This window comes from Agromyces sp. H17E-10, from assembly GCF_022919715.1.
In the GTDB taxonomy this organism is placed as follows: Bacteria; Actinomycetota; Actinomycetes; order Actinomycetales; family Microbacteriaceae; genus Agromyces.
This window is the reverse complement of the sequence record NZ_CP095042.1, coordinates 2,163,913-2,189,660: the sequence shown is the minus strand read 5'-3', so window position 1 is coordinate 2,189,660 and position 25,748 is coordinate 2,163,913. Positions and strand designations below refer to the sequence as shown.

Genomic DNA, 25,748 nt, shown 5'->3' with positions numbered 1-25,748 from the left:
TTCGCAGGCGAACACGGATGCCCCGGGCGGATGATCCGCCCGGGGCATCCGGTCGTCGTGCAGCGGCGTCAGGCGCCGAGCAGCTTCGCCTTCGCGGCGGCGAACTCGTCGTCGGTGAGGATGCCCTGCTGCTGGAGCGCGGCGAGCTTCTGCAGCTCGGCGACGACGTCGGTGCCGCCGGCGGGCGCGGCGGCGGCCTGGGCCGCGGCCGCCTGCTGGGCGGCGGCCTGCTGGGCCGCTGCCTGCTGGTCGGCGTACGCCTGCTGCTGCTCGTAGGCCTGCTGCTGCTCGTAGGCCTGCGCCTCGTACTTCTGGTTCGCGCGCTCGTTCTGGCGGCGAGCGACGTTGCCGGAGACGGCGGTCGCGGTACCGGCGACCACCGCGGTGCGCGCGGCCATGCCGATGAGGCCGGGACGGCCCATACGTCCGAGAGGCATTTCAGTTCTCCTCACTGCTCGCGCCGGCGAGCAACTCGTTCACGACCGGCGCGGGGATGCGCTCGGTCGACAGCACGACGCCGCCGCCGGCGGCGAACCGCGACGCCAGTTTCTTCGCCCAGACGAGCTCGAACGCCGCGATCGCGGCCGACATGCCCGCGGGGATGAGCGGCGCGAAGTCGTCGACGTCGTCGGCGCCGACGAGACCCGTCTGCTCGAGCTCGATCGCGCTGAAGCCGTACGAGTCGCCCTCGTCGTCGATCTCGACGATGCGCACCGAACCGTCGGGCTCGCGCGAGACGATCACGAGGTCGAGCAGGCGGATCTCCCCACCCTCGACCAGTTCTTCGAGCGCCTCGACCGTGCCGTCGTCCAGCCGGTCGCCCTCGAATCCAATCAGGTACAGCTCAATGGGGCCGTACTCGAACTCCGCCATGATTCCCCTTCGGGTTCGCGTCACGCCGCCGGAACTCCGGCGGTACTTCGCAGACTAACGCCCGACCGGCATCGCGTCATCACCCAGTCCTGGGGAAGACACCGTGAGTCCGAACGGCATGCTTCCGCCCGCGCGCCGGTCGGCGGTAGCGTCGTGACGTGTGCGGCGCTGCGACCGCATCGAGCGATGAGGGGAACATCAGCGATGTCGAAGGAATTCACGGGGACGATCAAGCTCGACGTCCGCGACTCGGTGGCCGACTGGGGCCCGTACGAACAGCCGAAGGCGCCCGAGGGGGCGCCCAACATCCTCGTGATCCTCTACGACGACACCGGCCAGGCCTCGTGGTCGCCCTACGGCGGCCGCATCAACATGCCGACGCTCGACCGGCTCGCCGCGAACGGCCTCACCTACACGCAGTGGCACACGACCGCGCTCTGCTCACCGACCCGGTCGACGTTCCTCACCGGACGCAACCACCACGTCAACGGCATGGGCGTCATCATGGAGGGCACGAACGGGTTCCCGGGCGTGTCCGGCCAGATCCCCGCCGAGTGCGCGACGATCGGCCAGGTGCTGCAGCAGAACGGCTACTCGACGTTCTGGGTCGGCAAGAACCACAACGTGCCCGAGCAGGACATCTCGGCCGGTGGCTCGAAGGAGCAATGGCCGCTCGCGCAGGGCTTCGACCGCTTCTACGGGTTCCTCGGCGGCGAGACCAACAACTGGTACCCCGACCTCACCGAGGACAACCGGTTCATCGAGCAGCCCTACTCGCCAGAAGAGGGCTACCACCTCTCGAAGGACCTCGCCGACCAGGCGATCCGCATGATCCGCGACCAGAAGGCCTCCAACCCGTCGAAGCCCTGGTACACGTGGTTCTGCCCGGGTGCCAACCACGCTCCGCACCACGCCCCGCAGGAGTACATCGACAAGTACAAGGGCCAGTTCGACGACGGCTACGACGCCTACCGCACGTGGGTCGTCGAGCGCATGATCGAGCGCGGCGTGCTGCCGGCCGACACCGAGCTCACGCCGTTCAATCCGCTGCCCGACGACCAGGCGAACCCCGCCGACTATGTCAAGCCGTGGGACACGCTCTCGAGCGATGAGCAGCGCCTGTTCAGCCGCATGGCCGAGGTCTTCGCCGGGTTCAGCGAGTACACCGACGCCCAGGTCGGCCGCATCGTCGACTACCTCGAGGCATCGGGCCAGCTCGAGAACACCCTCATCTTCTACTGCGCCGACAACGGCGCCTCGGGCGAGGGGTCGCCCGACGGCTCGGTCAACGAGAACAAGTTCTTCAACGGGTTCCCCGACGACCTCGCCGAGAACCTCGCGAAGATCGACGTGCTCGGCGGCCCCGAGACGTACAACCACTACCCCACCGGCTGGGCGGCCGCGTTCTCGGCGCCGTACCAGATGTTCAAGCGCTACGCGCAGTTCGCGGGCGGCACGTGCGACCCGATGATCATCCACTGGCCGGCCGGCATCTCGGCCAAGGGCGAGATCCGCAACCAGTACCACCACTCGACCGACATCGTGGCGACCATCCTCGACGTCATCGGCATCGAGTTCCCCGAGGTGTTCCGCGGCGTGACGCAGCGACCCCTCGACGGGGTGTCGATGAAGTACAGCTTCGACGCCGAGCCCGACGGTCCGACCGAGAAGCAGGTGCAGTACTACGCGATGCTCGGCACGCGCGGCATCTGGAAGGACGGCTGGAAGGCCGCGGCCATCCACGCCCCGCTCACGGGCCACGGGCGCTTCGACGAGGACCGCTGGGAGCTGTACCACGTCGAGACCGACCGCTCCGAGTCGAAGGATCTCGCGGCCGAGCACCCCGAGAAGCTCAAGGAGCTCGTCGACGCCTGGTTCGAGGAGGCGGAGAAGAACAACGTGCTGCCGCTCGACGACCGCTCGGCCCGCGACCAGCTCACGATCGAGCGCCCGCAGTCGGAGCCGCCGCGCACCCGCTACGTCTACTACCCCGACACGGGTGCCATCGCCGAGTCGGTCGCCGTGAACGTGCGCGGCCGGTCGTACAAGATCATCGCCGACGTCGTGCTCGAGGAGGGCGCGCAGGGCGTGCTCTTCGCGCACGGCTCCCGCTTCGGCGGCCACTCGCTGTTCATCAAGGACGGCGCGCTCAACTACGTGTACAACTTCCTCGGCATCCCGCCCGAGCAGGTGTTCACGTCGGCGGCGCTGACGCCCGGCAAGCACGCCCTCGGCATGGAGTTCATCCGCGAGAGCGCGGGCGAGCACGGCGAGTCGCTCGGCACGTGCAAGCTCTACGTCGACGACCAGGTCGTCGCCGAGGGGCCGATGCGCGCGCAGATCGGCAAGTTCACGCTCGCCGGCGACGGGCTCTGCGTCGGCTACGACAGCGGCGACGCCGTGAGCACCCGGTATCCGATCCCGTTCCCGTTCACGGGCGGCAAGCTGCTCGGCGTCGCGGTCGACGTGAGCGAGGAGCAGTACCTCGACCTCGAGCTCGAGGCGCTCGCCGCGCTCGCGCGCGAGTAGCAGCACACGCGCACCACGAGACACGGATGCCTCGGCGAGCAACTGCTCGCCGAGGCATCCGTTCGTTCAGGCGATGTCGACGGGAGCGGCCGCGGCCGCGCGGCGTCGAGGCGCGGCGGCCGCCTGCGGACTACTCGCCGGTCGGCTCATCGTCGGCCTTGACGCGAGCCGCCGCGTGCTCGAGCTTCTTCTCCTCGCGGCGCTGCATTCGCGCGACCTTCGCCTCGGCGTCGATCACCTCCATCTCGCGCTTGGCGTCGTCGACCTCGCCGAGCGCCGGCAGCACCCACGCCGTCGCCGGGTTCGTGTCGACGAGCAGCATGCGCACGAGCAGCGTCAGCGGCACGGCGAGGATGGCGCCCATCGGCCCGAGGATGACCGCCCAGACGAGCACCGACGCGAAGGTGAGCGACTGGCTGAGCGAGACCGCGTTGCCGACGATCCGCGGCTGGATCACCGACTGGATGACGGCGTTGATGACGCCGTACACGACGATGACGGCGATGACCATCGGCCAGCCGCCGACGAGCGCGCCGAACACGAGCGGCGGGATGAGGGCGATGAAGTACCCGATGTTCGGGATGAAGCTGCAGAGGAACGACAGCATGCCCCAGAGGGCCGCGCCGGGGATGCCGAGGAGCGCGAGCGCGATCCAGTTGACGATGCCCTGCGCGATGCCCAGCCCGGTCGTCGCGACCATGTAGCGACGCACGCCGTCGGCGAAGCGCACGAGGCCGGTCGCGACCTCGGGCCGCTTGCGCCCGATGCCGGCGACGACGGTCGGCACGTACGAGGAGTCGAAGGTGATGAGCATGAGCATGGTCAGGAGGATCACCGCGAAGGAGACGAATCCGGCTGCACCGCCGAGCAGGCCGCTCACGAACCCGCTGATCGCGCTGACGATGTCGGCGGGGTTGAACGACCCCATCATCGCGTTGATCTGCTTCTGATCGATGCCGAGACTCGACAGCCACGACTCGACCGAGCTCGCCCACGTCTGGAACTCGGGAAGGTAGTCGGGCAGCAGGGTCGCGAACTGGGCGAACGAGATCACGAGCAGGAACACGAACCCGCCGAGCAGCAACACGACCGTGATCAGCACGACGAACGTCGAGATGCCCCGCGACACGCCGCGCCGCTCGAGGCCGCGACGAACCGGGTGCACGCAGATGACGAGCACCAGGGCGAGGAACACCGCCGAGAAGATGTCGCGCATGGCGGCGATGCCGAACAGCGTGATCACGAGCCCCGCGAGGCCCATCAGCAGGAACGCGTTGCGGTGCGGGATCACCGCGGTCGGCGCGGGGCGCTCGGGCTTCTGCGCTGGCGGCGCGTCGTCATGCTTCTTCTTCCACCACATCGCGTTCCTCCTGGGTTCGCGTACCAGTATCGGGGAGGAGACCCCCCTCGTCATCGTTCTTCTCGCGTGATGTCGCCGACCGGAGCGAGCCCTCGCCCTCGCCCGACAGCCGTCGAAGGGCGACCGCGCCCGGGTCGTGCTCGAACAGCAGGGCCCGCACGAGGAGGGTGAGCGGCACCGACAGGATCGCGCCGATCGGCCCGATCACGAACGCCCAGAACACGACCGAGAAGAACGTCAGGGTGAGGCTGAGGCCGACGGCGTCGCTCACGAACTTGGGCTGCACGAGCACCTGCAGCACGACGTTGATGATGCAGTAGATCGCGATGACGGCGAGCATGAGCGGCCACCCGCCGACCACGAGCGCGAGGATCGCGGGCGGGATGAGCCCGATCACGAATCCGATGTTGGGGATGAAGTTGGTGACGAACGCGAGGATCGCCCACACGATCGGGATCGGCACGCCGACCGCCCACAGCAACAGGCCGTCGAGCACGGCGACGATCGCGCCGAACGTGGCGTTCACGACGTAGTACCGGCGCACGCCCGTGAAGTACCGCTTCGCGATGCCGTCGGCCGTCGGGTCGCCGAAGATGCGGGCGGATGCCCCGGCCGCAGCAGCCCGGAAACGGGCGCCGTCGACGGTCATGAAGATGACGTACGCCAGCACGAAGAAGAACGCCGTCGCCAGGCCGAGCACCTGGTCGGCCACGCCGAGCGCCGCCGAGCCGATCGCGGCCGGGTCGAGCCAACCCATCGCGGTCTGGGCCGAGGGCGCCGAGAAGCCGAGATCCTTCAGCCAGCCGGTGATGCCGCCGGCCGTCGACTGCAGGTCGCCGGCGAGCTCGGGCAGCATCTGCACGAACTGGCCCACCGCGTAGACGAGCATCACCGCGAGCACCGCGAGGATGAGGTAGGCGAGCACGATCACCGCGGTCGAGGCGAGCCAGACGGGCCAGCCGCGGCGCTCGAGCGGGAACCGCACCGGGTAGGCGATGATCACGACCACCGCGGCGAGCGCGGCCGGCGCGAGCAGGTCGCGCGCGAACCAGACGCCCGCGAAGAGGACGACCGCCGCGGCGAGCCCGATGAGCGTGCGGGTCGCCGGGGTGAGGCCGGGCCTGGCCGGCCCATTGGTCGTCACGGCCACAGTGCTCCGATCCCTTGTCCGAGGAAGTCCGCGCCGATGACCGTCAGCAGCACGGTGAGCACGACGGCGTTGTACTCCACCAGCCAGGCACGCGCGGCTTCCAATGGCGAACGTACCCGATCGCGGGCGACGGCGAACGCAACGACCGGCCCCGTGATCGACGCGGTGCCGACGACGACGAACGCGGTCGCGACGATCGAGGTCGCAGCGACCCCGAGGCCGGCGGAGGCGATCGTGGCCCCCGCCTCGGCCGTGACCGCGAGGTTCACCGGACTGAAGATCGCGAACACGAGGGCGAGCGCGAGCGCGCCCCATGGCGAGATGCCGTCGACGGCACTCATCCACCGCGGTGGCCGGCTCGCATCGCCCGCGCGAGGGCGCCCGTGCCAGGCGACGGCGGCCAGCGCGAACATCGTCGCGGCGACCACCAGGTCGACGATGCCGCCGACGGTCGCACCGAGCTGGGAGCCCGTGCCGAACACGGCACCGCCGAGGAGCGTGAACAACGTGACCTCGAGCCCGATGCCGAGCACCCAGCCGCCGGCGTAGACCGCGGCGGGGACGAGGCCCCGGTGCGAGAACAGCAGCAGCAGCACGGCGACGATCGGCATGGGGCTGACGAACACCGTCATCGCCGCCGGGAGGAGGGGGCCGAGGGCACCGTTCACGTGCGCCGCCAATCGAGACGCGGGCGTGTTCGTGACGACGCCCGCACAGAGGTCAGAAGCTCGCGATGCCCTTGCCGATCATGACGACGCCGATGACCAGCAGCAGCACGGCCATGACCGTCGCGTTGTTGTGCACGAGCCACTTGCGCAGCGACTCGAGGGGCCCGGCCATCTGCTTCGAGGCGAGCAGGTAGCCGATCACGGGGATCGCGACCGTGCACGCGGCGATGAGCACGAAGACGACGATCGCGATCGTCTGCTCGCCCGCGGAGATGCCCGCGGAGCCGATCACCGTGCCGGCGCCGACGGCCATGATGAGGTTCTTGGGGTTCACGGCGGAGAGGAGGAAGCCGAGCCCGAGGCCCTTGCCCGCCGTCATCCCGTCGATCGCCGACATCCACTTCGGCAGCTCCGGGTCCTCGCCGGGCTTCGGCCGGCCGCGCCACTGCTTCACGGCGAGCAGCAGCAGGAGCGCGCCGAGGACGAGCTTGATGATGCCTGCGATCGGCTTGGAGGCATCCGCGTCGCTCTCGGGCAGCACCGAGGCGAGCAGGGTGAACAGCACCACGGCGACGACGATGCCGAGCACCCAGCCGATCAGGAAGCCGACGCTCGTGCCCTTCGCCTTCGGCGAGAGGAGCATCAGGATGGCCGCGATGATCGGGATCGGGCTGATCGCGATACCGACGGCGAGGGGGAGGATGTCTCCGATGACGTTGCCCATTGCGGTTCCTCTCAGCTGGCGATGATCTCGGGCACCGACCAGCGGGCGAGATCGTCGAGACGCGGACGGTAGAGCCGGATCAGGAGATTCCAGCCCTCGGGGAGCGGGATGCGATTGGGGGTGCCGTCCTCCCAGTCGCCGAGCCGGACTGTGGTGGAGCCGTCGGGGTCTTTCGCGGCGAACACCGAGTTGACGTTCGTGATGCCGCTCGGACCCGGCTCGAAGTAGCCGGCGGCGTTGTAGACGCTGACCGACCAGAACGCGTCGGCGGGGACGTCTGCGCCGAACGTCATCGCGTAGCGTCCGGTGGACAGCCGCGGGTCGACCATCACGTACTGCGCCTCGTCATCGGGCAGCCCGCCCCACCCGACCGCCGTGCCGACGAGGTGACGCACCGGGTCGACGGCGTCGGCCGTGCCGAAGCAGTGCGTCAGACCGCCCATCGTCTTGCCGAGCACGAGGAGCGCCTCGCGCACCTCGCGGTGGCTCACGTCGTCGTAGTCGGGGTGCGAGAACGGTCGCTGCTCGGCGGTCTCGATCGAGAGCGCGTCCTGCAGGCGGTGCACCTCTGCGAGGTCGGCCGAGCTCGTCGGGTCGAACAGGAGACGCGCCGCGACGACGACGTAGTCCGTGCCGAACTCGGCCTTCGTGAGCTCGTGCCGCCCGGCTCCGTGGAAGACCCGGTTGATGTAGTGGTCCTGGTTGATGACCATCACCGAGATGTAGCGGTCGCCGACCTCGGGGATCGTGAGCGTCGCACCACCTCGGGCGATGTCGACGACGGCGACCGAGTAGAGGGTGTCGCGGTTCTGGCGGATGACCGGCTGCTGATCGAGGGGCGCGAGCTCGCGGTCGTGGTGGAACACGCCGAGTGCACCGATGATCGGCAGCATCCGCTCGATCATCGTGTCGGTCTCGACCCGCGTGAAGTTGTCGATGCTGACGGTGGTGCTCATCGCACTCCCCCTTCGGTCAGTGCGGCGAGCGCCGCGCGGTTGGTCTCGTAGGTCTCCCGGTCGCCGAGCAGGCCGAGCTCGACGAGCCGAGCCCTCGCCCCGGGCCGCATGCGGCTGAACGACAGGTCGACGTGCTCGCGCTCGAGCCAGGCGAGCAGCGCCTCGAAGCTCTCGGCGCCCGTCACGTCGATGTCGGTCACGGCCTCCATGTCGACCACGACGTGGCGCACCGGGCCGTTGCCGGCGGCGACCGCGCTCGTGACCGCGCGCTTGACCGCGTCGCTGAACACCGCGCCGTTCGCGAAGAAGAGCGGCGCGGCCAGGCGCACGACGACGACGCCCGGTGCCGTGACGTGCCCCTTCGGCGCCTCGTCGAGCAGCGAGTCGCCCGGCTCGCCGCCTGCCTGCAGCACGTCGATCGCAGGATGCGACGCCCGCTGGGCGAGGTTGATGAGCGCGAGCACGAACGCGACGAGGATGCCGGGGATCGCGCCGACGAGGAGCGTCGTGAGGAAGCAGGCCGCGCCGATCGCGAACTCGAAGCGGTCGGCCTTCCAGAGGCCGATGAACTCCTTGACGCCCAGCAGCGGCAGGATCGCGACGCCCACGATCGCACCGATCGCGGGCGACGGGATGTCGGCGAGCAGCGCGGTGCCGAACAGCAGCAGCAGCAGCGTGCCGACCGCGAGCACGAGCGACGGCAGCTGCGTGCGCGAACCGGACTGGTCCATCGCCGCGGTGCGCGAGGTCGACGACCCGACCGCGAAGCTGCCCGATGCGCCGGCCGCGATGTTGCCGAGGCCGAAGGCGAACAGGTCGCGATTCGGGTTCGTCGAGTAGCCGCGCTTCTCGCCGTAGGAGCGGGAGACGAGCAGGCCCTCGGCCGTGGTCACGAGCGTGAGCGCCATCGCCGAGGGGATGAGCGCGAACCACATCGACCAGTCGATGATCGGCCACGTGAGCGTGGGCGGGCCGGCCGGCACCGCGCCGAGCACGTCGACGCCCGCGTCGTCGAGGTCGAGCAGGTAGACCGCGATCGTCGAGAGCACGAGCACGACGAGCGCCCACGGCACCGCCCGCAGGTACCGCTTGCCGAGCAGCAGCACGACGACGGACAGCGCCGAGATCACGATGGCGACGGGGTTGGCCGTGCCGAGCCCCTCGACGAGCGCGGTCGTCTTCTCGATGAACTCGCCGCCCGACGGGATCTTCACGCCGAGCATCTTCGCGATCTGGCTGATCAGGATGTCGAGGGCCAGACCCCCGACGAAGCCGACGAGGATCGGCTTCGACAGGAAGTTCGCGAGGAACCCCAGCTTGAACGCCGACAGCAGCAGGAACATGACACCGCAGAGGATCGCCTGGGCGAGCGCGAGCGTCGCATAGTCGGCGCTGCCCGCGGCGGCCAGCCCGCCGATCGAGCTCGCGACGAGGGCTGCGGCGGCAGCGTCGGGCGAGGCGACGACCTGCCGGCTCGACACGACGAGCGCGTAGATCACGGTCGGCACGATGAGGGCGTAGAGCCCCGCGGTCGGCGGCAGCCCGGCGATCTGGGCGTAGCCGATGTTGAGCGGGATCGCGATCGCGATGAGCGTCACACCCGCGACGAGCTCGCGGCCGAGGTTCTTGCGGGTGAGCCCCGCGAGCGGTCGTGCGGTCGTCACGGGGCAGCCTCCTCGGCCTTCGGGCGTTCGTCGTGGGCGATGAACTCGGGCGCCTTCGTCACGATGAGCCACACCGGCAGCACGATCACGCAGAGGAGCGGCAGCACCGTGGTGTCGCCCACGATCGCCGCACCGAGGAAGATGCCGATCCAGCCGTCACGGGTGGCGACGAGGGTGATGCCGAGCACGGCGCACGCCACGGCGAGCGAGATGGGCATGTCGGGCACGACCGCGTAGGCGAGGAGGCCGAGCGCGGTGCCGATGAACACGATCGGGAACACCCGGCCGCCGCGGAACCCGGCAGCGGCCGCGATGACGAGCGCGACGAGCTTGACCGCGGCGAACAGCGCGAGCTGGCCCGGCGAGTAGTCGTCGGGGTTCGCGAGCAGTTCGCCCGTCTCGTTGAGCCCCTTGAAGAGGGTGATCGGTCCGCCGATGATGCCGAGCACGCCGAGCAGCGCACCGCCGATCGTGGTGTAGACGAGCGGGTTGCGCATCGAATGGAAGATGCGGTGCACGACCGGCAGCGCGAACACGCCGATGAGGCCGACGAGTGCGGCGATGCACGCGACGATCGTGCCGGTCAGGAGGTCGATCGCCTCGACCCCGCCCATCGGCTGCAGGGTGAACGTGAGCGACGACCCGCCGAGCAGGTGCATCGTCATGGCGCCGGCACCGGCCGCCGCGAGCGGCAGGAACAGCTTGTCCCACAGCGAGCCGCCGCCCTTGACCGCAGCCACTGCACCGGTGAGCACGAGCGCCGCCGCGACGGGGGTGCCGAACAGCGCCCCGATCGTGGCCGCCATCGCGAGGGTGGCGGCGAGCTTCGTCGGGATCTTCGCGGCGACGCGGGCCAGCACCGCGATCGTGAGGGCGGTGTTGATGCCGATGATGGGGTTCTCGGGGCCGAGGCTGACCCCGCCGGCGAGTCCGATCGTCACCACGAGCGCGAGCGAGGGAAGCGCGATGAGCTTCGGCGGCGGGGCGTCGAGCTCGCCGAGCGCGGAGTCGGGGCCGCCGTGCCCCGGCAGCAGCCACACGGCGGCGCCCACCGCGGCGCCGGTGAGGGTCAGCACGGTGAAGATCCAGAGCGGGGCGTCGGGCCCGATGCCGATCGCCTCGGGCACGGCGTCCCAGATCACGTCGTGCAGGCCCTCGGCCGCGAGGTCGAGCAGCCAGAGCAGGAACGCCGAACCGACGCCGACCACGATGGTCGGGATCGCGAGGATCGCGAGATCGCGCACCCTCGGCGCCGGTCGCGTCTCGTCCACGCGCTCCCCCTTCACGTGAGCCGCGTCGCGGCTGCGTCGTGCGCAATGCCCGACCTCAGGCCATCATGCCGCAACGCGACGGTGCCGAGCACGGTGCCCGGCAGCGCGTGTCAGAGCTCGGTCGCCATGGCGAGCGGGGACGGCGGCGGGGCGCTCGTGACCACGGCGTCGACGTCGAGCACCGCGAGCTTCGCGGCGACCGCGTCGACGACGTCGGCCGTCACGGCGACGCCGTGCAGCGGATGGTGCCAGAACTGCACCCGGTAGACGGCCCGACCGGAACCCAGCGTGATCGGGCGCACGTGCACGCCCTGCTTGCGGTGGACCCCCTGGGCACCCGCGGCCGCGTCGACGATCGCCTCGCGGAACGACGTCTCCCCCGCGGCATCCACCCGCTGCCCGCCCGTACGCACCTCGATCTCGCTGCGCCGCGACCCGTGCTCGGAGTGGTTGACGAGGGGATCGGAGAGGATCTGGGCGTTCGGCACGTGCACCGTGCGACCGTCGGCCGTGCGGATGATGACCGACCGTCCGTTGATCTCGTGCACGGTGCCCGTGTAGTCGCCGCTCTCGATCTCGTCGCCGACGGCGAGCGGGCGGCGCGTCTGCAGCACGACGCCGGCCGCGAAGTTGTCGGCGATGCCGCGGAGCACGAGCACGAGCACGACGAGCACGATCAGGACCACCGCGAGCAGCGGCTGCACCGAGGCGCCGATGAACGTCAGCGCGATGCCGATGCCACCCAGCCAGATGCCGTAGACCACGATGCTCTCGGCGAGCACGCCCACGGCGGGGGTCAGGGTCGGCACCCTGGCGAGTCCCGCGCGCACGCCCTTGCGAGCGAAGTGGGCGAGGATCCATGTCGCGAGCAGGGTCACCACGACGGCCGCGATGCTCCAGCCGTTGATCTCGAGCGTCTTCCACCAGTCGTCCACGCGGTCCCCTTCCCCGAGGCGAGATTACCCGCGCGCGCCCGAGATCCGCGCGATACCGGGCCCGTTCGCGCTATTGTCTGCTCTGGATGGTCTTCGGTCAGGGGGAGGGCGTCGCCCGGAGGGGCGAACGTCGCAACTGGGACGAGGCGTCCGGGCATCGCGTTTCGGCGATGCGTTTCACCTCGTATCGAAAGGCACACACAGCATGAATTTCTGGAACAACTTCTGGGACCTGATCTGGTGGTTCTTCTGGGCGTTCGCGTTCATCGCCTACCTCTTCGCCCTGTTCGCGATCATCGGTGACCTCTTCCGCGACCACAAGCTCAACGGTTGGTGGAAAGCCGTCTGGATCATCTTCCTGATCTTCGTGCCGTTCCTGACGGCACTGATCTACCTGATCGCCCGTGGCCGCGGCATGGCCGAGCGCTCGGCGCGCGACGCGCAGGCCGCGCAGGACGCCGCCGACGCCTACATCCGCCAGACCGCCGGCGCCTCCAGTGCTTCTGACGAGATCGCGAAGGCCAAGGCCCTGCTCGACGCCGGCACGATCACGCAGGCCGAGTACGACGCCCTCAAGGCCAAGGCGCTCGCCTAAGCACGATCGCCTTCGCCTGATCGGCGAAAACCCGAAGGGGCCGGATGCCAGTGGCATCCGGCCCCTTCCGCGTACGCCGGCCGTGGCTCGAGCGGGGTGCTACACGGCCGCGGCGGCGTCGGCCGCGGCATCCGCCGCCTCGACGGAGGCGCCCGCCCGGCGGCCGTTGCCGCGCTGCTGGATCGCCCCGACGTTGCGGAGGAACACGATGATCCAGCTGAAGATGAGCATCGCCGCGACGAGCTCGACCGCGGTGAGGTTGTAGTAGCCGATCGCGAAGAAGACGCCGAGCACGACGATCACCGCGACGTACACGTAGCCGAGCACGACGAAGGCCTTCGGCATCGGCGGCACGAGCCGGGCGAGCGCGAACACGAGCACCGCGAACGCGACCGCCATGCCGGTCGCGACCGAGTTGTGGATGACGAAGAAGTCGTCGACGTGGAAGATGCCGACGCACGCGAGGAAGATGCCGATGACGACGAGGAGCACGCGCACGGTGCGCCGGCGGCGCTGGTCGCCCGGCGTCACGACGGGCAGCGAGATCGTGCCGTAGCGGGCGATCGTGGTGACGATGACGCCCGCGATGACGAGCGTGAGGTTGAACGCGAAGGCCGACAGGTCGTCGGTCATGCCGAGCGCCGACAGGTTCATCTGCCACCACAGCGGGTCGCTCGCGCTCAGCATCGAGGCGATCACGCCGACCACGAGGAAGACCGCGAGCACGAGCGACAGCAGGCTCGGCGTGAGGTTCGCCCCGCTCAGGAACCCGACGTACGCGCTCAGCGCGAGGGCGACGCCCGCGAGGACGATCGCGGGGATCGTGAACACGACGGCGCCCTGGAAGCTGCGCTCCAGGATGTTCGCGAGCCCCAACCAGCCGAGCAGGGCGATGACCGCGTGCGCGACGCCGAGGGCGAGGATGTCGAACCAGTGGAGTCGGGCGCCGGGCACCTCGAACGGGTCGGCTCCCCGCGACAGGTCGCGACGCACGAGCACCCGAGCGATGACGAACGCGGCGCCGGCGACGAGCCCGCCCGCGATCGCCGCGAACTCGCCGACCGAGCCGCGACCCGAGATGGCGAGGTCACGACCCCAGAACAGCGGGGTCGCCACGACGACGCCGACGACGAACGCGATCGTGCCGATGACGAGCGCGAAGCTCTCGACGGACTCCGCCGATGCGGTCGGACGGGCGATCACCCTGCGCCACGACGATGCTTCACTCACTGCGACTCCCCTGCTCTCGATCGGCGTCCGTTGGACGCATCGCTGCCATCCTGCCGCAGAACCGGCGAGTGGTGACGGAGCCGGTCAGCGATCGGTCGGGTCGAGCACCTCGAGCATGGACCCCTGCACGAACCCCGCCCACTCGTAGGCCGCGCGCAGGTAGTCGTCGCGGGTCTCGGAGGCGTCGTCCTCATCGTCGTCGCCGTCGGCGTCGACCGTGTCGAGGTCGAGTTCGTCGAGGTCGTCGGCCGCACCGACGCGCTCCGCGAGGATGAGGCGGAGATCGGTGAGGAAGGTCAGCCAGCCCCACGCCTCCGACTGGTCGAGCTCGATCTGCACGACGCCGTCGCCGGTGCCGGTGACGGCGGTCGCGTCGCGCACCCGCTGGGCGGCCTGCCGCTTGCCGTCGACGAGGCTCTCGCGCGTGTACCGGTTGAACTCGGCCGACGCCTCGGCGTCGTCGGGGTAGGCGCTCGGCAGCAACCGGCCGAGCGCGGGGTCGCTCGGCTCGCCGAGCAGCAGCACCGAGTCGACCTGGTCGGCGAGCTCGGACAACAGCATCGCCTCCTCCGACTCGAGCACGAGCCGGACGCCCTCGCCGCCGCCGAGGCCCGCGACGATCACGTGTCGCCCCTCGAGACGGTCGCCTGCAGCCCGTAGCCGTGCATGGCGTGCACGTGCTGCTCCATCGCCTCTCGATTGCCCGACGCGACGACGGCGCGACCCTCGGTGTGCACGCGCAGCATGAGACGCTCGGCCTCGTCGCGCGGATAGCCGAAGTAGCTGCGGAACACGTAGCTCACGTAGCTCATGAGGTTGACCGGGTCGTCCCACACGACCACTCGCCACGGCACCGCGGCGGCGCCGTGCGCCGCGAGGTCGAGATCGAGTTCTTCGAGCGTGTCGGTCACCACTCCAGCCTGACACGATCCGTCCGGTCTCGCAGCCCGAGTGCGAGATCCGGACCGGACGCGCGTCAGTACCGGTCGCCGGACTCCACGTCGTCGACGACCACCGGGCCGTCGCCGACGACCGGGATCGCCGCCGTCTCGTCGACGAGCTCGACCCGCTTGCGGCCCGCGCCGCGCACGAAGACGAGGTAGCCGAGGCCGAGGAGGGCCAGCCAGACGACGCCGACCACGAGCGCCGGTCGCGACTCCGGCATGATGCCGATCAGCACGATCACGAGGCCGATGACGCCGAGCGCCGCCCAGACCGTCACGGGGAAGAAGGGCACCGGGAACTCGGAGGGCAACCACCGTTCGCGGGCGATCTCGCGCTTCATGCGCAGGTGCGACACGAGGATCATGAGCCACACCACGACCGTCGCGAAGGTCGCCAGCGCCGCGATCAGGAAGAAGATCTGGTCGTGGAACCAGATGTTCAGCAACACCCCGACGAGGAGCGCCACGACCATCGCGAGCACGGTCATGAACGGCACGCCGTTGCGGGTCGTGCGCTGGAACGCCTTCGGCGCGTGGCCCTGCTCGGCGAGGCCGTGCAGCATGCGTCCGGCGCCGAAGATGTCGGCGTTGATGGCCGAGAGCGCGGCCGTGACGACGACCGCGTTGAGCACGTGGGCGGCGCCGTCGAGGCCCAGGCTGCTGAAGATCGACACGAACGGGCTCGCCTCGCCGTCGATCGTGGTCCACGGCTGCAGCATCATGATGACCGCGAGCGTGAGCACGTAGAACAGCAGGATGCGCACGGGCACCGAGTTGATCGCCTTCGGGAGCACCTGCTTGGGGTTCTGCGCCTCACCGGCCGTGATGCCGATGACCTCGGTGCCGCCGAACGCGAACATGACGATCGTGAGCGACGCGAGGATGCCCCACACGCCGTTCGGCGCGAAGCCGTCGACGAAGAGGTTCTGCACGCCCGAGGCGCCGTCCGACCCGTTCGCGATGCCGAAGACGATGATCGCGATGCCGCCCGCGATCATGGCGATGATCGCGGTGATCTTGACGAGCGAGAACCAGAACTCGAGCTCGCCGAAGACCTTGACGCTCGCGAGGTTGACGGCCGCGATGACGAACACGATCGCGAGGATCCACACCCAGCGCTCGACGTCGGGGAACCAGAACCCCATGTACACCCCGAAGGCGGTCACGTCGGCGAGCGCGACCACGAACATCTCGAACGTGTACGTCCACCCGGTCAGGAACCCGGCGAACGGCCCGACGTAGCGCGACGCGTACTGGCCGAACGACCCGGCGACGGGATGCCGCACCGCCATCTCGCCGAGCGCGCGCATGACGATGAAGATCACCGCGCCGCCGAGCATGTAGGCGAGGAGGACCGCGGGACCCGCCGCCTGGATGGCCGCGGACGATCCGTAGAACAGTCCGGTGCCGATCGCCGAGCCGAGGGCGATGAACCGGATGTGACGTGCGCTGAGCCCGCGGCGCAGGGTGTCGCGGGGCGCTTCGCCGACGCCGCGCTCGGCGTCGGTCGCGGCATCCGTCTCGGTGGCGGTGTCTGGGTTGCTCACGATTCTCCTTCGATTCGGGCGGTGGCTGCGGGCTCGACCAGGACGCGGTAGCCGAGCCGCCGGTCGAAGCCGTGGATCTCCCGGGTGTCGAGCGCCTCCATGAAGGCGAGCGTCTGCTCGGTGATGACCTGGCCGGGAACGAGTACCGGGAAGCCCGGCGGGTACGGCGTGACGAAGCCGGCCGAGATCGCCTCGCCGCCCTCCGCGAGGCGGCGGCGGACCTCGGCGGCCGAGAGGTACTCGCACGCGTCGTCCGAGTAGCTCATGAAGTACGCGGTGCGCAGGTCGCCGTCGGGCAGGTCGCCGTCCGCACGGAACCGCGCCGCGAAGCGGCTGAAGTCGGGCAGCGGCGGCGTGACGGCGATGCGGGCGCGTCGTTCGGGACGCGTGCTTCGGCCCGGGTCGCGGTCGGCGCCGCGCGGAGCCCGCGACTCGTGCTCGAGCTCGGTCGCGATCTTGACGAGCACCTCGACGAGGTAGGCGACCGCGCTGCGCGAGGTGCCGATGTTCGTCATGAGCAGCACGGTGTTGCGCGACGTCTTGTTGACCTGGATGCCGTACCGGTCCATCAGGTGCTCGTGCTTGAACGTGTCGCCGTCGATGCCCGTGAGGCCGATGTGCAGCGTGAGCCGGCTCGGGTCGACGACGAACTCGTCGCGCTTCCACGCCTCGGCCAGGTCGGCCAGGCCGTCGCGCAACGGCATCGGCCGGTCGGTCTCGCGGAATCGCGGCGGCACGAGGTCGAGCGTGCTGAGGATGCGGAAGTGCTTGCGCAGCAGCGGGTGCCGGGCGACCGCGTGGCCGATGTGCACGGCGAGGTCGGCCTGGCGCTGCACGAGCGCGTAGCCCTCGAGCTCGACCTGGCGCCGGCCGACGTCGAGCGAGGCGAGGATCTGGTAGTTCGGCGACGTCGAGGTGTGCGTCATGTACGCCTCGTGGAAGTCCTCGGCGTTCGACGCCGTGAAGTCCTCGTCGTGGATGTGGATCATCGAGCCCTGGCGCAGTGCCGTGAGCGTCTTGTGCGTCGACTGCGTCGCGTAGACCCGCAGCCGGGCGCGAGCCGGGTCGGCGACCAGCCGGCGTTCGAGCGCGGCGGCGTCGGCGTCGGGTGCGGCCGCGAGCTCGCGCTGCTGGGACTCGTACGCGCGGCGGTGCGCCGGGTCGGCGAGCTCGCGCCCGAGCTCGCGCGCGGCGGCCATCGCCGTGCGCCGGCGGTACACGGGGTGGAACGCGGCGAACGCGAACCACGCCTCGTCCCAGAGGAAGACGAGGTCGGGCTTGATGGCGAGGCACTCCTCCATGACCCGTTGCGGGTCGTAGACGATGCCGTCGAACGTGCAGTTCGTGAGCGCGATCATCTTGACCTCGTCGAGGCGGCCCGCCCTGCGGTACGCGAGCAGCGTCGACTTGATCGTCTCCAGCGGCACCGCACCGTAGAACGAGTACTCGTCGAGCGGGTAGGCGTCGAGGTAGGCGACCCGCGCCCCGGCGAGCATGAGCGCGTAGTGGTGCGACTTGTGGCAGTTGCGGTCGACGAGCACGACGTCGCCCGGCTTCACGATCGACTGGTGCACGATCTTGTTCGCGGTCGAGGTGCCGTTCGTCACGAACACGGTCTTCCGTGCGCCGAAGGCCCTCGCCGCGGCCGTCTGCGCCTGCCGGAGCGACCCGCTCGGATCGAGGAGCGAGTCGAGGCCGCCCGACGTCGCCGAGGTCTCCGCGAGGAAGAGGTTCATGCCGTAGAAGTCGGCCAGGTCGCCGATCCAGCGCGAGTCGAGCACCGAGGCGCCGCGCGAGATCGGCAGTGCGTGGAAGGCCCCGGTCGGGCGCCGGCTGTACTCCTGCAGCGCGTTGAAGAAGGGCGCCTCGTAGCGTTCGGCCACCCCGGCGAGCAGGCTGAGGTGCAGCTCCATCGCGTCCTGCGCGCGGAAGATGCGCCGGAACCTGCTCGTCAACGCGTGCGCGAGCCGCTCGATGGCGACGCCCGCGACGAGGTAGAGGTCGAGCTCGGGGCGCAGGGCCGACAGCTGCTCGGCGAGCATCGTGATGCGATCGATCGGGCCGCTCGCCCGTTCGGTGCCGAGGCGGCCCCCGATGAATCGGCGCAGGTCCCGGCTGAGGGGCCGCCCCGTCGTCCACCCGAAGCCCGGCCGGATCACGCACGCCTGGATCTCGGGATTGACGAGCACCGCGGCCATCGCGTCCTCGACGGTCGAAACGACGACGAGCTCGTACGCGAACCGGTCGGACGGACGCCGCTGCGACCGCAGCGAAGCACGCATGGCGGTCTCCGCCGCGTCGCCGTCGTTGCCGACGACGAGCGCCTGGAACACGTGCTGGGCCGCGACCGACTCGGCGCTCGCCGGGTCGGGCTCCTCACCGGCCGGACGGGGGAACCCCGAGCGCGGGGCGATGTCGTCGAGGTGGGATGCGGCTGCGGCGAGTTCACCGCGCTCGATGAGGCCCCGCAGCGTCTCGACCGCCTCGACGCCCGGAATCGCCCAGTAGGCCTCGAGCGACTCGAGCACCGGCAGCAGCCGTGCGAACTCCGCGACGACGTCGATCTCGTCGTCGATGTCGTCGATGCCGGCAGTGCCGTCGATGCCGCCGACGCCGTCGGCCGAGCGCGCCCGGCCGGCGAGCGACTGGCGAACGAGGTGGCCGAGGTACTCCCACACGTCGCTCCGGAGGCGCCAGGCGCTCGACGGGATCCCGGCGGGCGCCGTCACCCCCGAATCCGCCACCGTCACACCGAACTCCCTCGTCCACCGAGCACCGCGCAACCACGGCACCCGTCAACGACACCGCACCCGGGACGACGACACGTCGGGTCGAGCCCAGCTCATGTCTGGGGACGCAGACGATCGGTCTGGGATCTCAGACGGAGATCGGCCGTGAGACCGGCGGCCGCGGCGGGTAGACCCAGGTCACGAGCACGACCGAGATGATCATGAGCAGGAACCACGACACGAGCTTCGACGCCGACACGAGCTGCCAACCGTCGAGCTGGTCGGGGTAGAGCCACGCGCCCGTCGCCGTGCCGATGTTCTCGGCGAACCAGATGAACAACGCGACGAGCGCGAAGGCGACGAGCAGCGGCATCCGCGGCGTCGTTCGCCAGACCCGGAAGTGCATGACCGTCGGCCACCACAGCACGACGACCGCGGCGAGCAGCACCCACCGGAAGTCGACGATGAAGTGGTGACCGAAGAAGTTGAGGTAGATGAGCACGGCCACGATCGCCGTGATCCAGCGTCTCGGATACCGCGTGAAGCCGAGGTCGAACAATCGGTACACGCGCACCATGTACGACCCGATCGCCGCATACATGAATCCCGTGAACAGCGGCACGCCGCCGAGCCGCAGCACCCCGCCGTCGGCGTACATCCACGAGCCGACCCCGGTCTTGAACAGCTCCATGACGGTACCGGTCAGGTGGAACAGGATGATCACCCACAGCTCGCGACCGGTCTCGAGCCGCGTCGCGACCATGACGACCTGGATGAGCACGGCCGCGATCGTGAGCGCGTCGTTGCGGGCGAGCACCGCGTCGTCGGGGTACCAGAGCCGGGCCGCGACGATCGCGACGAGGAGCGCCGCACCGAACACGCACGCCCACGCCTGCTTGGCGCCGAAGACCAGGAACTCCACGAGCCCGGCGCGGATGCCCCGGTCGGGCGCCCCCGCGAGCAGCCGGTGCGCCGCCCGGTCGATGGCGCGCTCGACCGCGGTGAGCTCCCGCTCGTGCGCCGAGCCCGGGTCGCGACCGTCGACGGGCCGCGGCTCGCCGCTCACCCGTCGCGCCTCGACGCCGTCACGGTGAACTTGGGGTTGCGCGCGATCTGCCGTGTCGGGCCGACGGCGCGTTCGAGCAGGGGCCGGTAGCGCAGGTGCGAGTTCCACACGCACCACAGCTCGCCGCCGGGCTCGAGCACGCGCGCGGCGTCGGCGAACAGGTGCGCGGCGATGCCGGTCGACAGCGCAGCGTCGCTGTGGAACGGCGGATTCAGCACGACGAGCCGCTCGCTCGCGTCGGCGAGCCGTTCGAGGCCGTCGGCCTGGGTCACCTCGACGCGATCCGCGACGCCGTTCGCCGCGGCGGTCAGGCGGGCGGATGCCGCGGCCGAGGCCGAACGATCGGTCGCGACGACGCCGAGACCGGGGCGCTCGCGCGCGAGCCACGCCGCGACGACGCCCGTGCCGCAGGCGAGGTCGACCGCGGTCGCGGCATCCGGCATCGCCCCGCCCAGGTGGGCGAGCAGGAAGCGCGTGCCGATGTCGACGCCCGTGCCCGCGAACACCCCGCCGTGCGCGACGACGTCGAGGCCGAGATCGTCGTGCCGCTCGCGGTGCGGCCACTCGCCCTCCGGTGGTCGAGCAGCGAGCGTCGCAGGAGCACGCCCCTCCGGTGGTCGAGTAGCGAGCAACGAAGGAGCACGCCCCTCCGGTGGTCGAGTAGCGAGCGACGAAGGAGCACGCGTATCGAGACCCGACGCCGTCAGCACCCGCGACTTCTGCCGCGCGTGCGACACGTCGACCCGGGCGAAGTACCGCCCGAGCACCTCGTTCATCGCCGGCGACATGTGCTTGATGCGGCCGCCGGCGACGAGCACGGCATCGGATGCCGCGTGACCGGCGACGAGCGCGGCGACCTCGTCGAGCCGGTCGAGCGACCGGGGCAGTCGAGCGACGACGAGCCGGGCACCGTGGACGAGCCCGGGGCCGAGGGGCAGCGAGACGACTGCACCGCTTCGGCCGAGACGATCGGCGTTCGCGGCGAGCGCGCGCTCGCCCGTGATGAGGTCCTGGTGGACGCGGATCGGACCGGTCGCATCGGAGCCCGCGAGTTCGGCGGCACCGAGCGCGAGCGCACCGTACGAGTCATCGATGACGACGATCTCGCCCGCGGGCGTCGCGGCGAGCCGATCGGCCGCCTCGTCGAGCAGGAGGCGGTCGGCGGCGTCGGAGGCCTCAAGGCCCGGCCCCTCGACGTCGGGATGGCGACGGAGCGCGCCGAAGTCGAGGGCCATGTCACCGAGGCTACGCGACGGGTCTCGATACGCGTGCTTCCGGTGGTCGAGTAGCGAGCGCCAGCGAGCGTATCGAGACCCGCTCGCTGCTCGACCACCGGAGGCGAACCTGAGTGCAGCTTCCGGCCGAGTTTGCTACCCTCGGGTCCGCATGCGGCGAGAACGGCACGGGGGCGCTACTCGCGGCGGGCGATTCGTCCGCCGCTTCGCCGGCGTACTCGGAACCGCCGCCGTGTTCGGCCTGCTCGCGACCGTCGCGCTCGCCCCGCAGGTGAACCCCGCGACCATCGAGGCTGCCGTCGCCGCGAACGACGCCGCCGACTCCTTCCGTTCGGCTGCACAATCGGTGCGGGTCGGCGGCGAGGCATCCGCCACCGCCGTCTCGAGCGAGTCGTACGTCGCATCGACGGGCCCTGAGACCCTCATCGCGGGCGGCACCAACCTCGACTGGGCGAAGCTCGTCATGGTCGAGGGCGGCTGGCCGCTGACCGACGAGAACGTCACGTTCATGATGCGGTGGATGCGCCAGGAGAACGGCGCCGACAACTGGTGGAACCGCAACAACCCGCTCAACAACGGCATGGGCTCGGGCGGCGGTTCGGGCCTCGGCAGCTACGCGACACTCGCCGACGCCGCCTACTACGCGGCCGCGAACATCGGCTCGGGCCGGTACCCCGAGGTCGAGGCCGCCCTCGAGCGCGGCGACTCGGCCGACGCCACGGCGCAGGCGATCTGGGCGTCGCCGTGGGCGTCGAGCCACTACGGCTACGGCACCCACTGGAGCTCCCGGCCGTACGAGGTCATCGAGGCGCCGGCGTCGGCCTGGGGGCGCTGACCCCGCGTTCGGGCAGCACGCGAACGGGGGGTGGAGGCACCGACCCGTCCGGAGTAGCTTCGGTCGCGGATCCGCCCACCCGAGGCTTTCCGTGCGCGCCGACGCGCGCGTGAAGGGCGGCTCCGCGAGCCGAACAGGTCGGAGTCACCGATGCACCGTTCAATCACCCTCGCCGCCGTCGTCGCCGTCGCGATCGGGGCACTCACCGCGGTCGCCGCACCGGCGAACGCCGCGCCCAAGGCCCCGAGAGCCGGCTCGCCTGCCGTGCTCGCTGAGCACCTCGCCGGTCCGCTCACCTTCGGCATCGCCGCGAACGGCACGATCACGGTCGGCCAGTCGTTCCTCGGCGAGGTCACCCGCCTCGCGGGCGGGACCAGCACGACCCTCTCGCAGGGCCCAGACTCCACCGGCGTCTCGGTGCTCGGCCCGACCGTCACCTGGAGCGAACGGGCGGGCGACGAGCAGTCGATCGAGGGCTCGTGGCTGAAGTCGAGCGGCCCGGCGGGCGACACCTCGATCGACCTGCTCGCCTGGGAGCAGGCGAACAACCCCGACGCCGACAGCTGGTACGGCTTCGAGTCGATCTCGGACGACTGCGCGGCGACGCTGCCGCCGTTCGTGCAGGCCAGGTACCAGGGTCTCGTCGACACGCACGCCTACGGCACGCTCGCGCTGCCGGGCGCGACCTACGTCGCCGACTCGGGCATGAACGCCGTGCTGAAGGTCGTCGGCGACGACGTCTCGACGGTCGCCGTGCTGCCGCCGCAGCCGCTCGTCGTGACCGACGAGATGCGCGCGGTCGGCGAGGTGGAAGGGCAGCCGATCCTGCTCGACGAGTGCGTCGTCGGCCTGACCTACGACGCCGAGCCCGTGCCGACCGACGTCGAGATGGGCACCGACGGCATGCTCTACGTGTCGACGCTGCCCGGCGCGCCCGGACTCGGGTTCCCGACCGGCTCGGTGTACCGCATCGACCCGGCGACCGGTGACTACGCACTCGTCGCAACGGGCTTCGCCGGCGCGACGGGCCTCGCGGTCGCACCGAACGGCACGATCTACGTCAGCGAGATGTTCGGCGGCAAGGTGTCGGCGATCACGCGCGACGGGTCGGTCTCGACCTTCGCCGAGGTCGACAGCCCCGCCGGCGTCGAATGGCAGAGCGGAAAGCTCGTCGTCTCGACCGGCGTGTTCGGCGACGGCAACATCGTGTCGTATCCCGTCAAGGGCTGAGCATCCGATCGGATGCGGGCGGCGCGGCTCATGCCGAGGACTCAGTCCCGCTCGAGCGGCCGCCAGACGACGACGGCGTTCTCACGGCGCACGCGGGTGCCGGCCTTGAGGGTGATCACCTCGCCGGCGGATCCCGCGGCGAACACGCGACGGCCGGGGCGGTTGAGCATCTCGTCGGCGAGCGCGGACTCGAGCTCGCGCACCCGCGCGCGCAGCGACTGCACCTCGTCTTCGAGCCCGAGCACCCGGCGGATGCCCTCGAGGCTCACGCCCTCGCTCGAGAGCTGGGCGATCTCGCGCAGGCGGTTGACGTCGTGCATCGAGTAGCGGCGCGACTTGCCCGCGGTGCGCCCCGGCGAGACGAGCCCGAGCCGGTCGTACTGGCGCAGCGTCTGCGGGTGCATGCCCGCGAGTTCGGCGGCGACCGAGATGACGAACAGCGGACTCGTCGCATCCATGGTCAGTCCCTGGCCTTGGCGAGCAGGTCGTCGCGCGGGTTCTCGTCGGGGAGCGCCGCGGCGAGCGCCTCGACGGCCGCCTGCGCGTCTTTCGAGAGGTGCGACGGCACGGCGATCTGCACGACCGCGAGCAGGTCGCCCGTGCCCTTCTTGGTCTCGACGCCGCGCCCCTTGACGCGCAGCACGCGCCCGCTCGGGGTGCCGGGTGCGACCTTGAGCTTCACGGGCTCGCCGCCGAGGGTCGGCACCTGGATGGTCGCACCGAGCGCCGCCTCGGCGAAGGTCACCGGCACGGTGACCCGCAGGTTGAGACCGTCGCGCTCGAACACCGGGTGCTTGCGCACGTTCACGGTGAGGATGAGGTCGCCCGCCTCGCCGCCGTCGGGCGAGGGGTGGCCCTTGCCGCGCAGGCGGATCTTCTGGCCGTCGGCGACGCCGGCCGGGATGCGCACCGTGATGGGGCGGCCCTCGGCGGTCTGCAGGGTGATCTGGTCGCCCTTCGTCGCCGTGATGAAGTCGAGGGTCGTCGATGCCGTGACATCCCGCCCCTTGCTGGGGCCGCCGAAGCCGCGGTACCCGCCCGACGCCGTGCCGAAGCGGCCGCTGCCGAAGAGACCCGACAGCAGGTCGTCGTACTCGGCGCCGCCGCCCTGCTGGAAGGTGTAGCGCTGCCCGCCGCCCTGGCCGCCGAACATGCCGCCGAAGACGTCGTCGAAGCCGCCCTGGCCGCCGGCGCCGGGCGCCGTGAAGCGCGCACCCGAGCCCATCGCCCGGATCGCGTCGTACTCCTTGCGCTGCTCGGGGTCGGAGAGCACGGCGTTCGCCTCGCTGATCTCCTTGAACTTCGCCTCGGCGGCGGTGTCGCCCGGGTTCTGGTCGGGGTGGTACTTGCGTGCGAGCTTGCGGTAGACCTTCTTGATCTCCGCGTCGCTCGCGTCCTTGGAGACGCCGAGCACCTGGTAGAAGTCCTTGTCGAACCAGTCCTGACTGGCCATCGGCACCTCCTTTCTGAAAAGTCTGTCTGAATGAACTCCGGTGGTCGAGTAGCGAAGCGTATCGAGACCTGGTGCGGGTCTCGATACGCTCCTTCGTCGCTACTCGACCACCGGAGGAGGGGTGTCGGCGGTCAGGCCGCCGGCGTCTTGACGACGACCTTCGCGGCGCGCAGCTGCACGCCGCCCAGCTGGTAGCCGGTCTCGACGACGTCGGCGACCGTATCGACCTCGACCTCGTCGCTCGGCTGCTGGAAGATCGCCTCGTGGTGCTGCGGGTCGAACGGCTCGCCCACCTCGCCGAAGGCGGTGAGGCCGAGCTTCTCGACGGCGCCGCGCAGCTTCGCGGCGATCGTCGCGAAGGCGGTGTCGCCCTCGAGGTCGCCGTGCTTCTCGGCCCGGTCGAGGTCGTCGAGCACCGGCAGCAGCACGGAGACGGCCGCGCCGACCGCGCGCTCGCGCTCGATCTCGCGGTTCGCCTCGGTGCGCTTGCGGTAGTTCGCGTACTCGGCGGTCACCCGCTTGAGATCGGCGAGGTGCTCGTCGGTCGGGTCCTGCACCTCGGCGTTCGCCGCGTTCAGGATGTCGTCGACCGTGAGCTCGGCCTCGTCGTCGAACGAGTCGGATGCCTCGGCCTCCGCCGAGGCATCCTTCACGTCGTCACCCGAGGGCTCGCGAACCGCACCGGTCTCGGGGTCGATCCTCCGCTTGTCGCGGATGATCGGCTCCTCGGGGTTCTGGTTCTCGTCGCTCATGG

At 70.5% G+C, this 25,748-nt stretch carries 24 protein-coding genes; 4 read left to right on the top strand and 20 right to left on the bottom strand.

Annotated elements, in window-relative coordinates:
• Nucleotides 1–68: 68 nt before the first annotated feature.
• Together MUN74_RS09930 and MUN74_RS09925 are read right to left on the bottom strand one after the other, a co-directional pair.
• Nucleotides 69–437, bottom strand: coding sequence for an SHOCT domain-containing protein (locus tag MUN74_RS09930; protein ID WP_244851905.1), 369 nt, complete (start codon nt 435–437; stop codon nt 69–71).
• Between the two features lies 1 nt (nt 438).
• A complete protein-coding gene (locus MUN74_RS09925; RefSeq protein ID WP_244851904.1) occupies nt 439–873 on the bottom strand; it encodes a DUF6325 family protein in 435 nt (144 codons plus the stop codon).
• 204 nt (nt 874–1,077) lie between these two features.
• Here MUN74_RS09925 and MUN74_RS09920 point away from each other — a divergent pair, with 204 nt between their 5' ends.
• The gene (locus tag MUN74_RS09920; RefSeq protein ID WP_244851903.1) at nt 1,078–3,402 is read left to right on the top strand and encodes an arylsulfatase; all 2,325 of its coding nucleotides are present in this window, start codon (nt 1,078–1,080) and stop codon (nt 3,400–3,402) included.
• A gap of 130 nt (nt 3,403–3,532) precedes the next feature.
• Here the strand turns inward: MUN74_RS09920 and MUN74_RS09915 are convergent, their stop codons facing one another.
• From MUN74_RS09915 to MUN74_RS09880, 8 genes are all read right to left on the bottom strand, one after another.
• Complete coding sequence (locus MUN74_RS09915) at nt 3,533–4,762, bottom strand: AI-2E family transporter (protein ID WP_244851902.1); 1,230 nt, start codon at nt 4,760–4,762, stop codon at nt 3,533–3,535.
• On the bottom strand, nt 4,740–5,906 hold the full coding sequence (locus tag MUN74_RS09910) for an AI-2E family transporter (RefSeq protein WP_244851901.1): 1,167 nt from the start codon (nt 5,904–5,906) through the stop codon (nt 4,740–4,742). The genes MUN74_RS09915 and MUN74_RS09910 overlap by 23 nt, the downstream gene beginning before the upstream one ends.
• Entirely contained in the window at nt 5,903–6,580 is a 678-nt protein-coding gene (locus MUN74_RS09905) for a GAP family protein (protein WP_244851900.1), read from the bottom strand. Before MUN74_RS09905 ends, MUN74_RS09910 begins: the two co-directional genes overlap by 4 nt.
• Nucleotides 6,581–6,632: 52 nt before the next feature.
• Nucleotides 6,633–7,304, bottom strand: coding sequence for a GAP family protein (locus MUN74_RS09900; protein WP_244851899.1), 672 nt, complete (start codon nt 7,302–7,304; stop codon nt 6,633–6,635).
• An 11-nt stretch (nt 7,305–7,315) separates the two neighbouring features.
• On the bottom strand, nt 7,316–8,260 hold the full coding sequence (locus MUN74_RS09895; protein WP_244851898.1) for a DUF1214 domain-containing protein: 945 nt from the start codon (nt 8,258–8,260) through the stop codon (nt 7,316–7,318).
• Nucleotides 8,257–9,924, bottom strand: coding sequence for a SulP family inorganic anion transporter (locus tag MUN74_RS09890; protein ID WP_244851897.1), 1,668 nt, complete (start codon nt 9,922–9,924; stop codon nt 8,257–8,259). The genes MUN74_RS09895 and MUN74_RS09890 overlap by 4 nt, the downstream gene beginning before the upstream one ends.
• Complete coding sequence (locus MUN74_RS09885; protein WP_244851896.1) at nt 9,921–11,195, bottom strand: ion channel protein; 1,275 nt, start codon at nt 11,193–11,195, stop codon at nt 9,921–9,923. Before MUN74_RS09885 ends, MUN74_RS09890 begins: the two co-directional genes overlap by 4 nt.
• Nucleotides 11,196–11,305: 110 nt before the next feature.
• Complete coding sequence (locus MUN74_RS09880) at nt 11,306–12,130, bottom strand: mechanosensitive ion channel family protein (RefSeq protein ID WP_244851895.1); 825 nt, start codon at nt 12,128–12,130, stop codon at nt 11,306–11,308.
• Nucleotides 12,131–12,335: 205 nt separating this feature from the next.
• Between MUN74_RS09880 and MUN74_RS09875 the strand changes: the two genes are divergently transcribed.
• The gene (locus MUN74_RS09875; RefSeq protein ID WP_244851894.1) at nt 12,336–12,725 is read left to right on the top strand and encodes an SHOCT domain-containing protein; all 390 of its coding nucleotides are present in this window, start codon (nt 12,336–12,338) and stop codon (nt 12,723–12,725) included.
• A gap of 99 nt (nt 12,726–12,824) precedes the next feature.
• Here MUN74_RS09875 and MUN74_RS09870 read toward each other — a convergent pair whose 3' ends face one another.
• The 7 genes from MUN74_RS09870 to MUN74_RS09840 form a co-directional block, all read right to left on the bottom strand.
• The gene (locus MUN74_RS09870) at nt 12,825–13,955 is read right to left on the bottom strand and encodes a DUF998 domain-containing protein (protein ID WP_244851893.1); all 1,131 of its coding nucleotides are present in this window, start codon (nt 13,953–13,955) and stop codon (nt 12,825–12,827) included.
• A gap of 84 nt (nt 13,956–14,039) precedes the next feature.
• Complete coding sequence (locus tag MUN74_RS09865) at nt 14,040–14,579, bottom strand: DUF2017 family protein (RefSeq protein ID WP_244851892.1); 540 nt, start codon at nt 14,577–14,579, stop codon at nt 14,040–14,042.
• Nucleotides 14,576–14,866 carry an ATP-dependent Clp protease adapter ClpS gene (clpS, locus tag MUN74_RS09860; RefSeq protein WP_370647287.1) on the bottom strand — a complete coding sequence of 97 codons (291 nt, stop codon included), beginning with the start codon at nt 14,864–14,866 and terminating at the stop codon, nt 14,576–14,578. The genes MUN74_RS09865 and clpS overlap by 4 nt, the downstream gene beginning before the upstream one ends.
• 65 nt (nt 14,867–14,931) lie before the next feature.
• Nucleotides 14,932–16,446 (bottom strand): amino acid permease, encoded by a 1,515-nt coding sequence (locus tag MUN74_RS09855; protein WP_370647286.1) that lies wholly within the window; start codon nt 16,444–16,446, stop codon nt 14,932–14,934.
• Nucleotides 16,443–19,190 (bottom strand): beta-eliminating lyase-related protein, encoded by a 2,748-nt coding sequence (locus MUN74_RS09850; protein ID WP_454665269.1) that lies wholly within the window; start codon nt 19,188–19,190, stop codon nt 16,443–16,445. Before MUN74_RS09850 ends, MUN74_RS09855 begins: the two co-directional genes overlap by 4 nt.
• 133 nt (nt 19,191–19,323) lie before the next feature.
• On the bottom strand, nt 19,324–20,241 hold the full coding sequence (locus MUN74_RS09845; protein ID WP_370647285.1) for a DUF817 domain-containing protein: 918 nt from the start codon (nt 20,239–20,241) through the stop codon (nt 19,324–19,326).
• On the bottom strand, nt 20,238–21,476 hold the full coding sequence (locus MUN74_RS09840; protein WP_244851890.1) for a class I SAM-dependent methyltransferase: 1,239 nt from the start codon (nt 21,474–21,476) through the stop codon (nt 20,238–20,240). The genes MUN74_RS09845 and MUN74_RS09840 overlap by 4 nt, the downstream gene beginning before the upstream one ends.
• A gap of 151 nt (nt 21,477–21,627) precedes the next feature.
• Here MUN74_RS09840 and MUN74_RS09835 point away from each other — a divergent pair, with 151 nt between their 5' ends.
• Nucleotides 21,628–22,311, top strand: coding sequence for a hypothetical protein (locus tag MUN74_RS09835; RefSeq protein ID WP_244851889.1), 684 nt, complete (start codon nt 21,628–21,630; stop codon nt 22,309–22,311).
• A 150-nt stretch (nt 22,312–22,461) separates the two neighbouring features.
• On the top strand, nt 22,462–23,541 hold the full coding sequence (locus tag MUN74_RS09830) for a ScyD/ScyE family protein (RefSeq protein WP_244851888.1): 1,080 nt from the start codon (nt 22,462–22,464) through the stop codon (nt 23,539–23,541).
• A gap of 41 nt (nt 23,542–23,582) precedes the next feature.
• Here MUN74_RS09830 and MUN74_RS09825 read toward each other — a convergent pair whose 3' ends face one another.
• The 3 genes from MUN74_RS09825 to MUN74_RS09815 form a co-directional block, all read right to left on the bottom strand.
• A complete protein-coding gene (locus MUN74_RS09825; RefSeq protein WP_244851887.1) occupies nt 23,583–23,999 on the bottom strand; it encodes a heat shock protein transcriptional repressor HspR in 417 nt (138 codons plus the stop codon).
• 2 nt (nt 24,000–24,001) lie between these two features.
• Nucleotides 24,002–24,994, bottom strand: coding sequence for a DnaJ C-terminal domain-containing protein (locus MUN74_RS09820; protein WP_244851886.1), 993 nt, complete (start codon nt 24,992–24,994; stop codon nt 24,002–24,004).
• 131 nt (nt 24,995–25,125) lie between these two features.
• Nucleotides 25,126–25,746, bottom strand: coding sequence for a nucleotide exchange factor GrpE (locus MUN74_RS09815; protein ID WP_244851885.1), 621 nt, complete (start codon nt 25,744–25,746; stop codon nt 25,126–25,128).
• Nucleotides 25,747–25,748 lie beyond the last annotated feature (2 nt).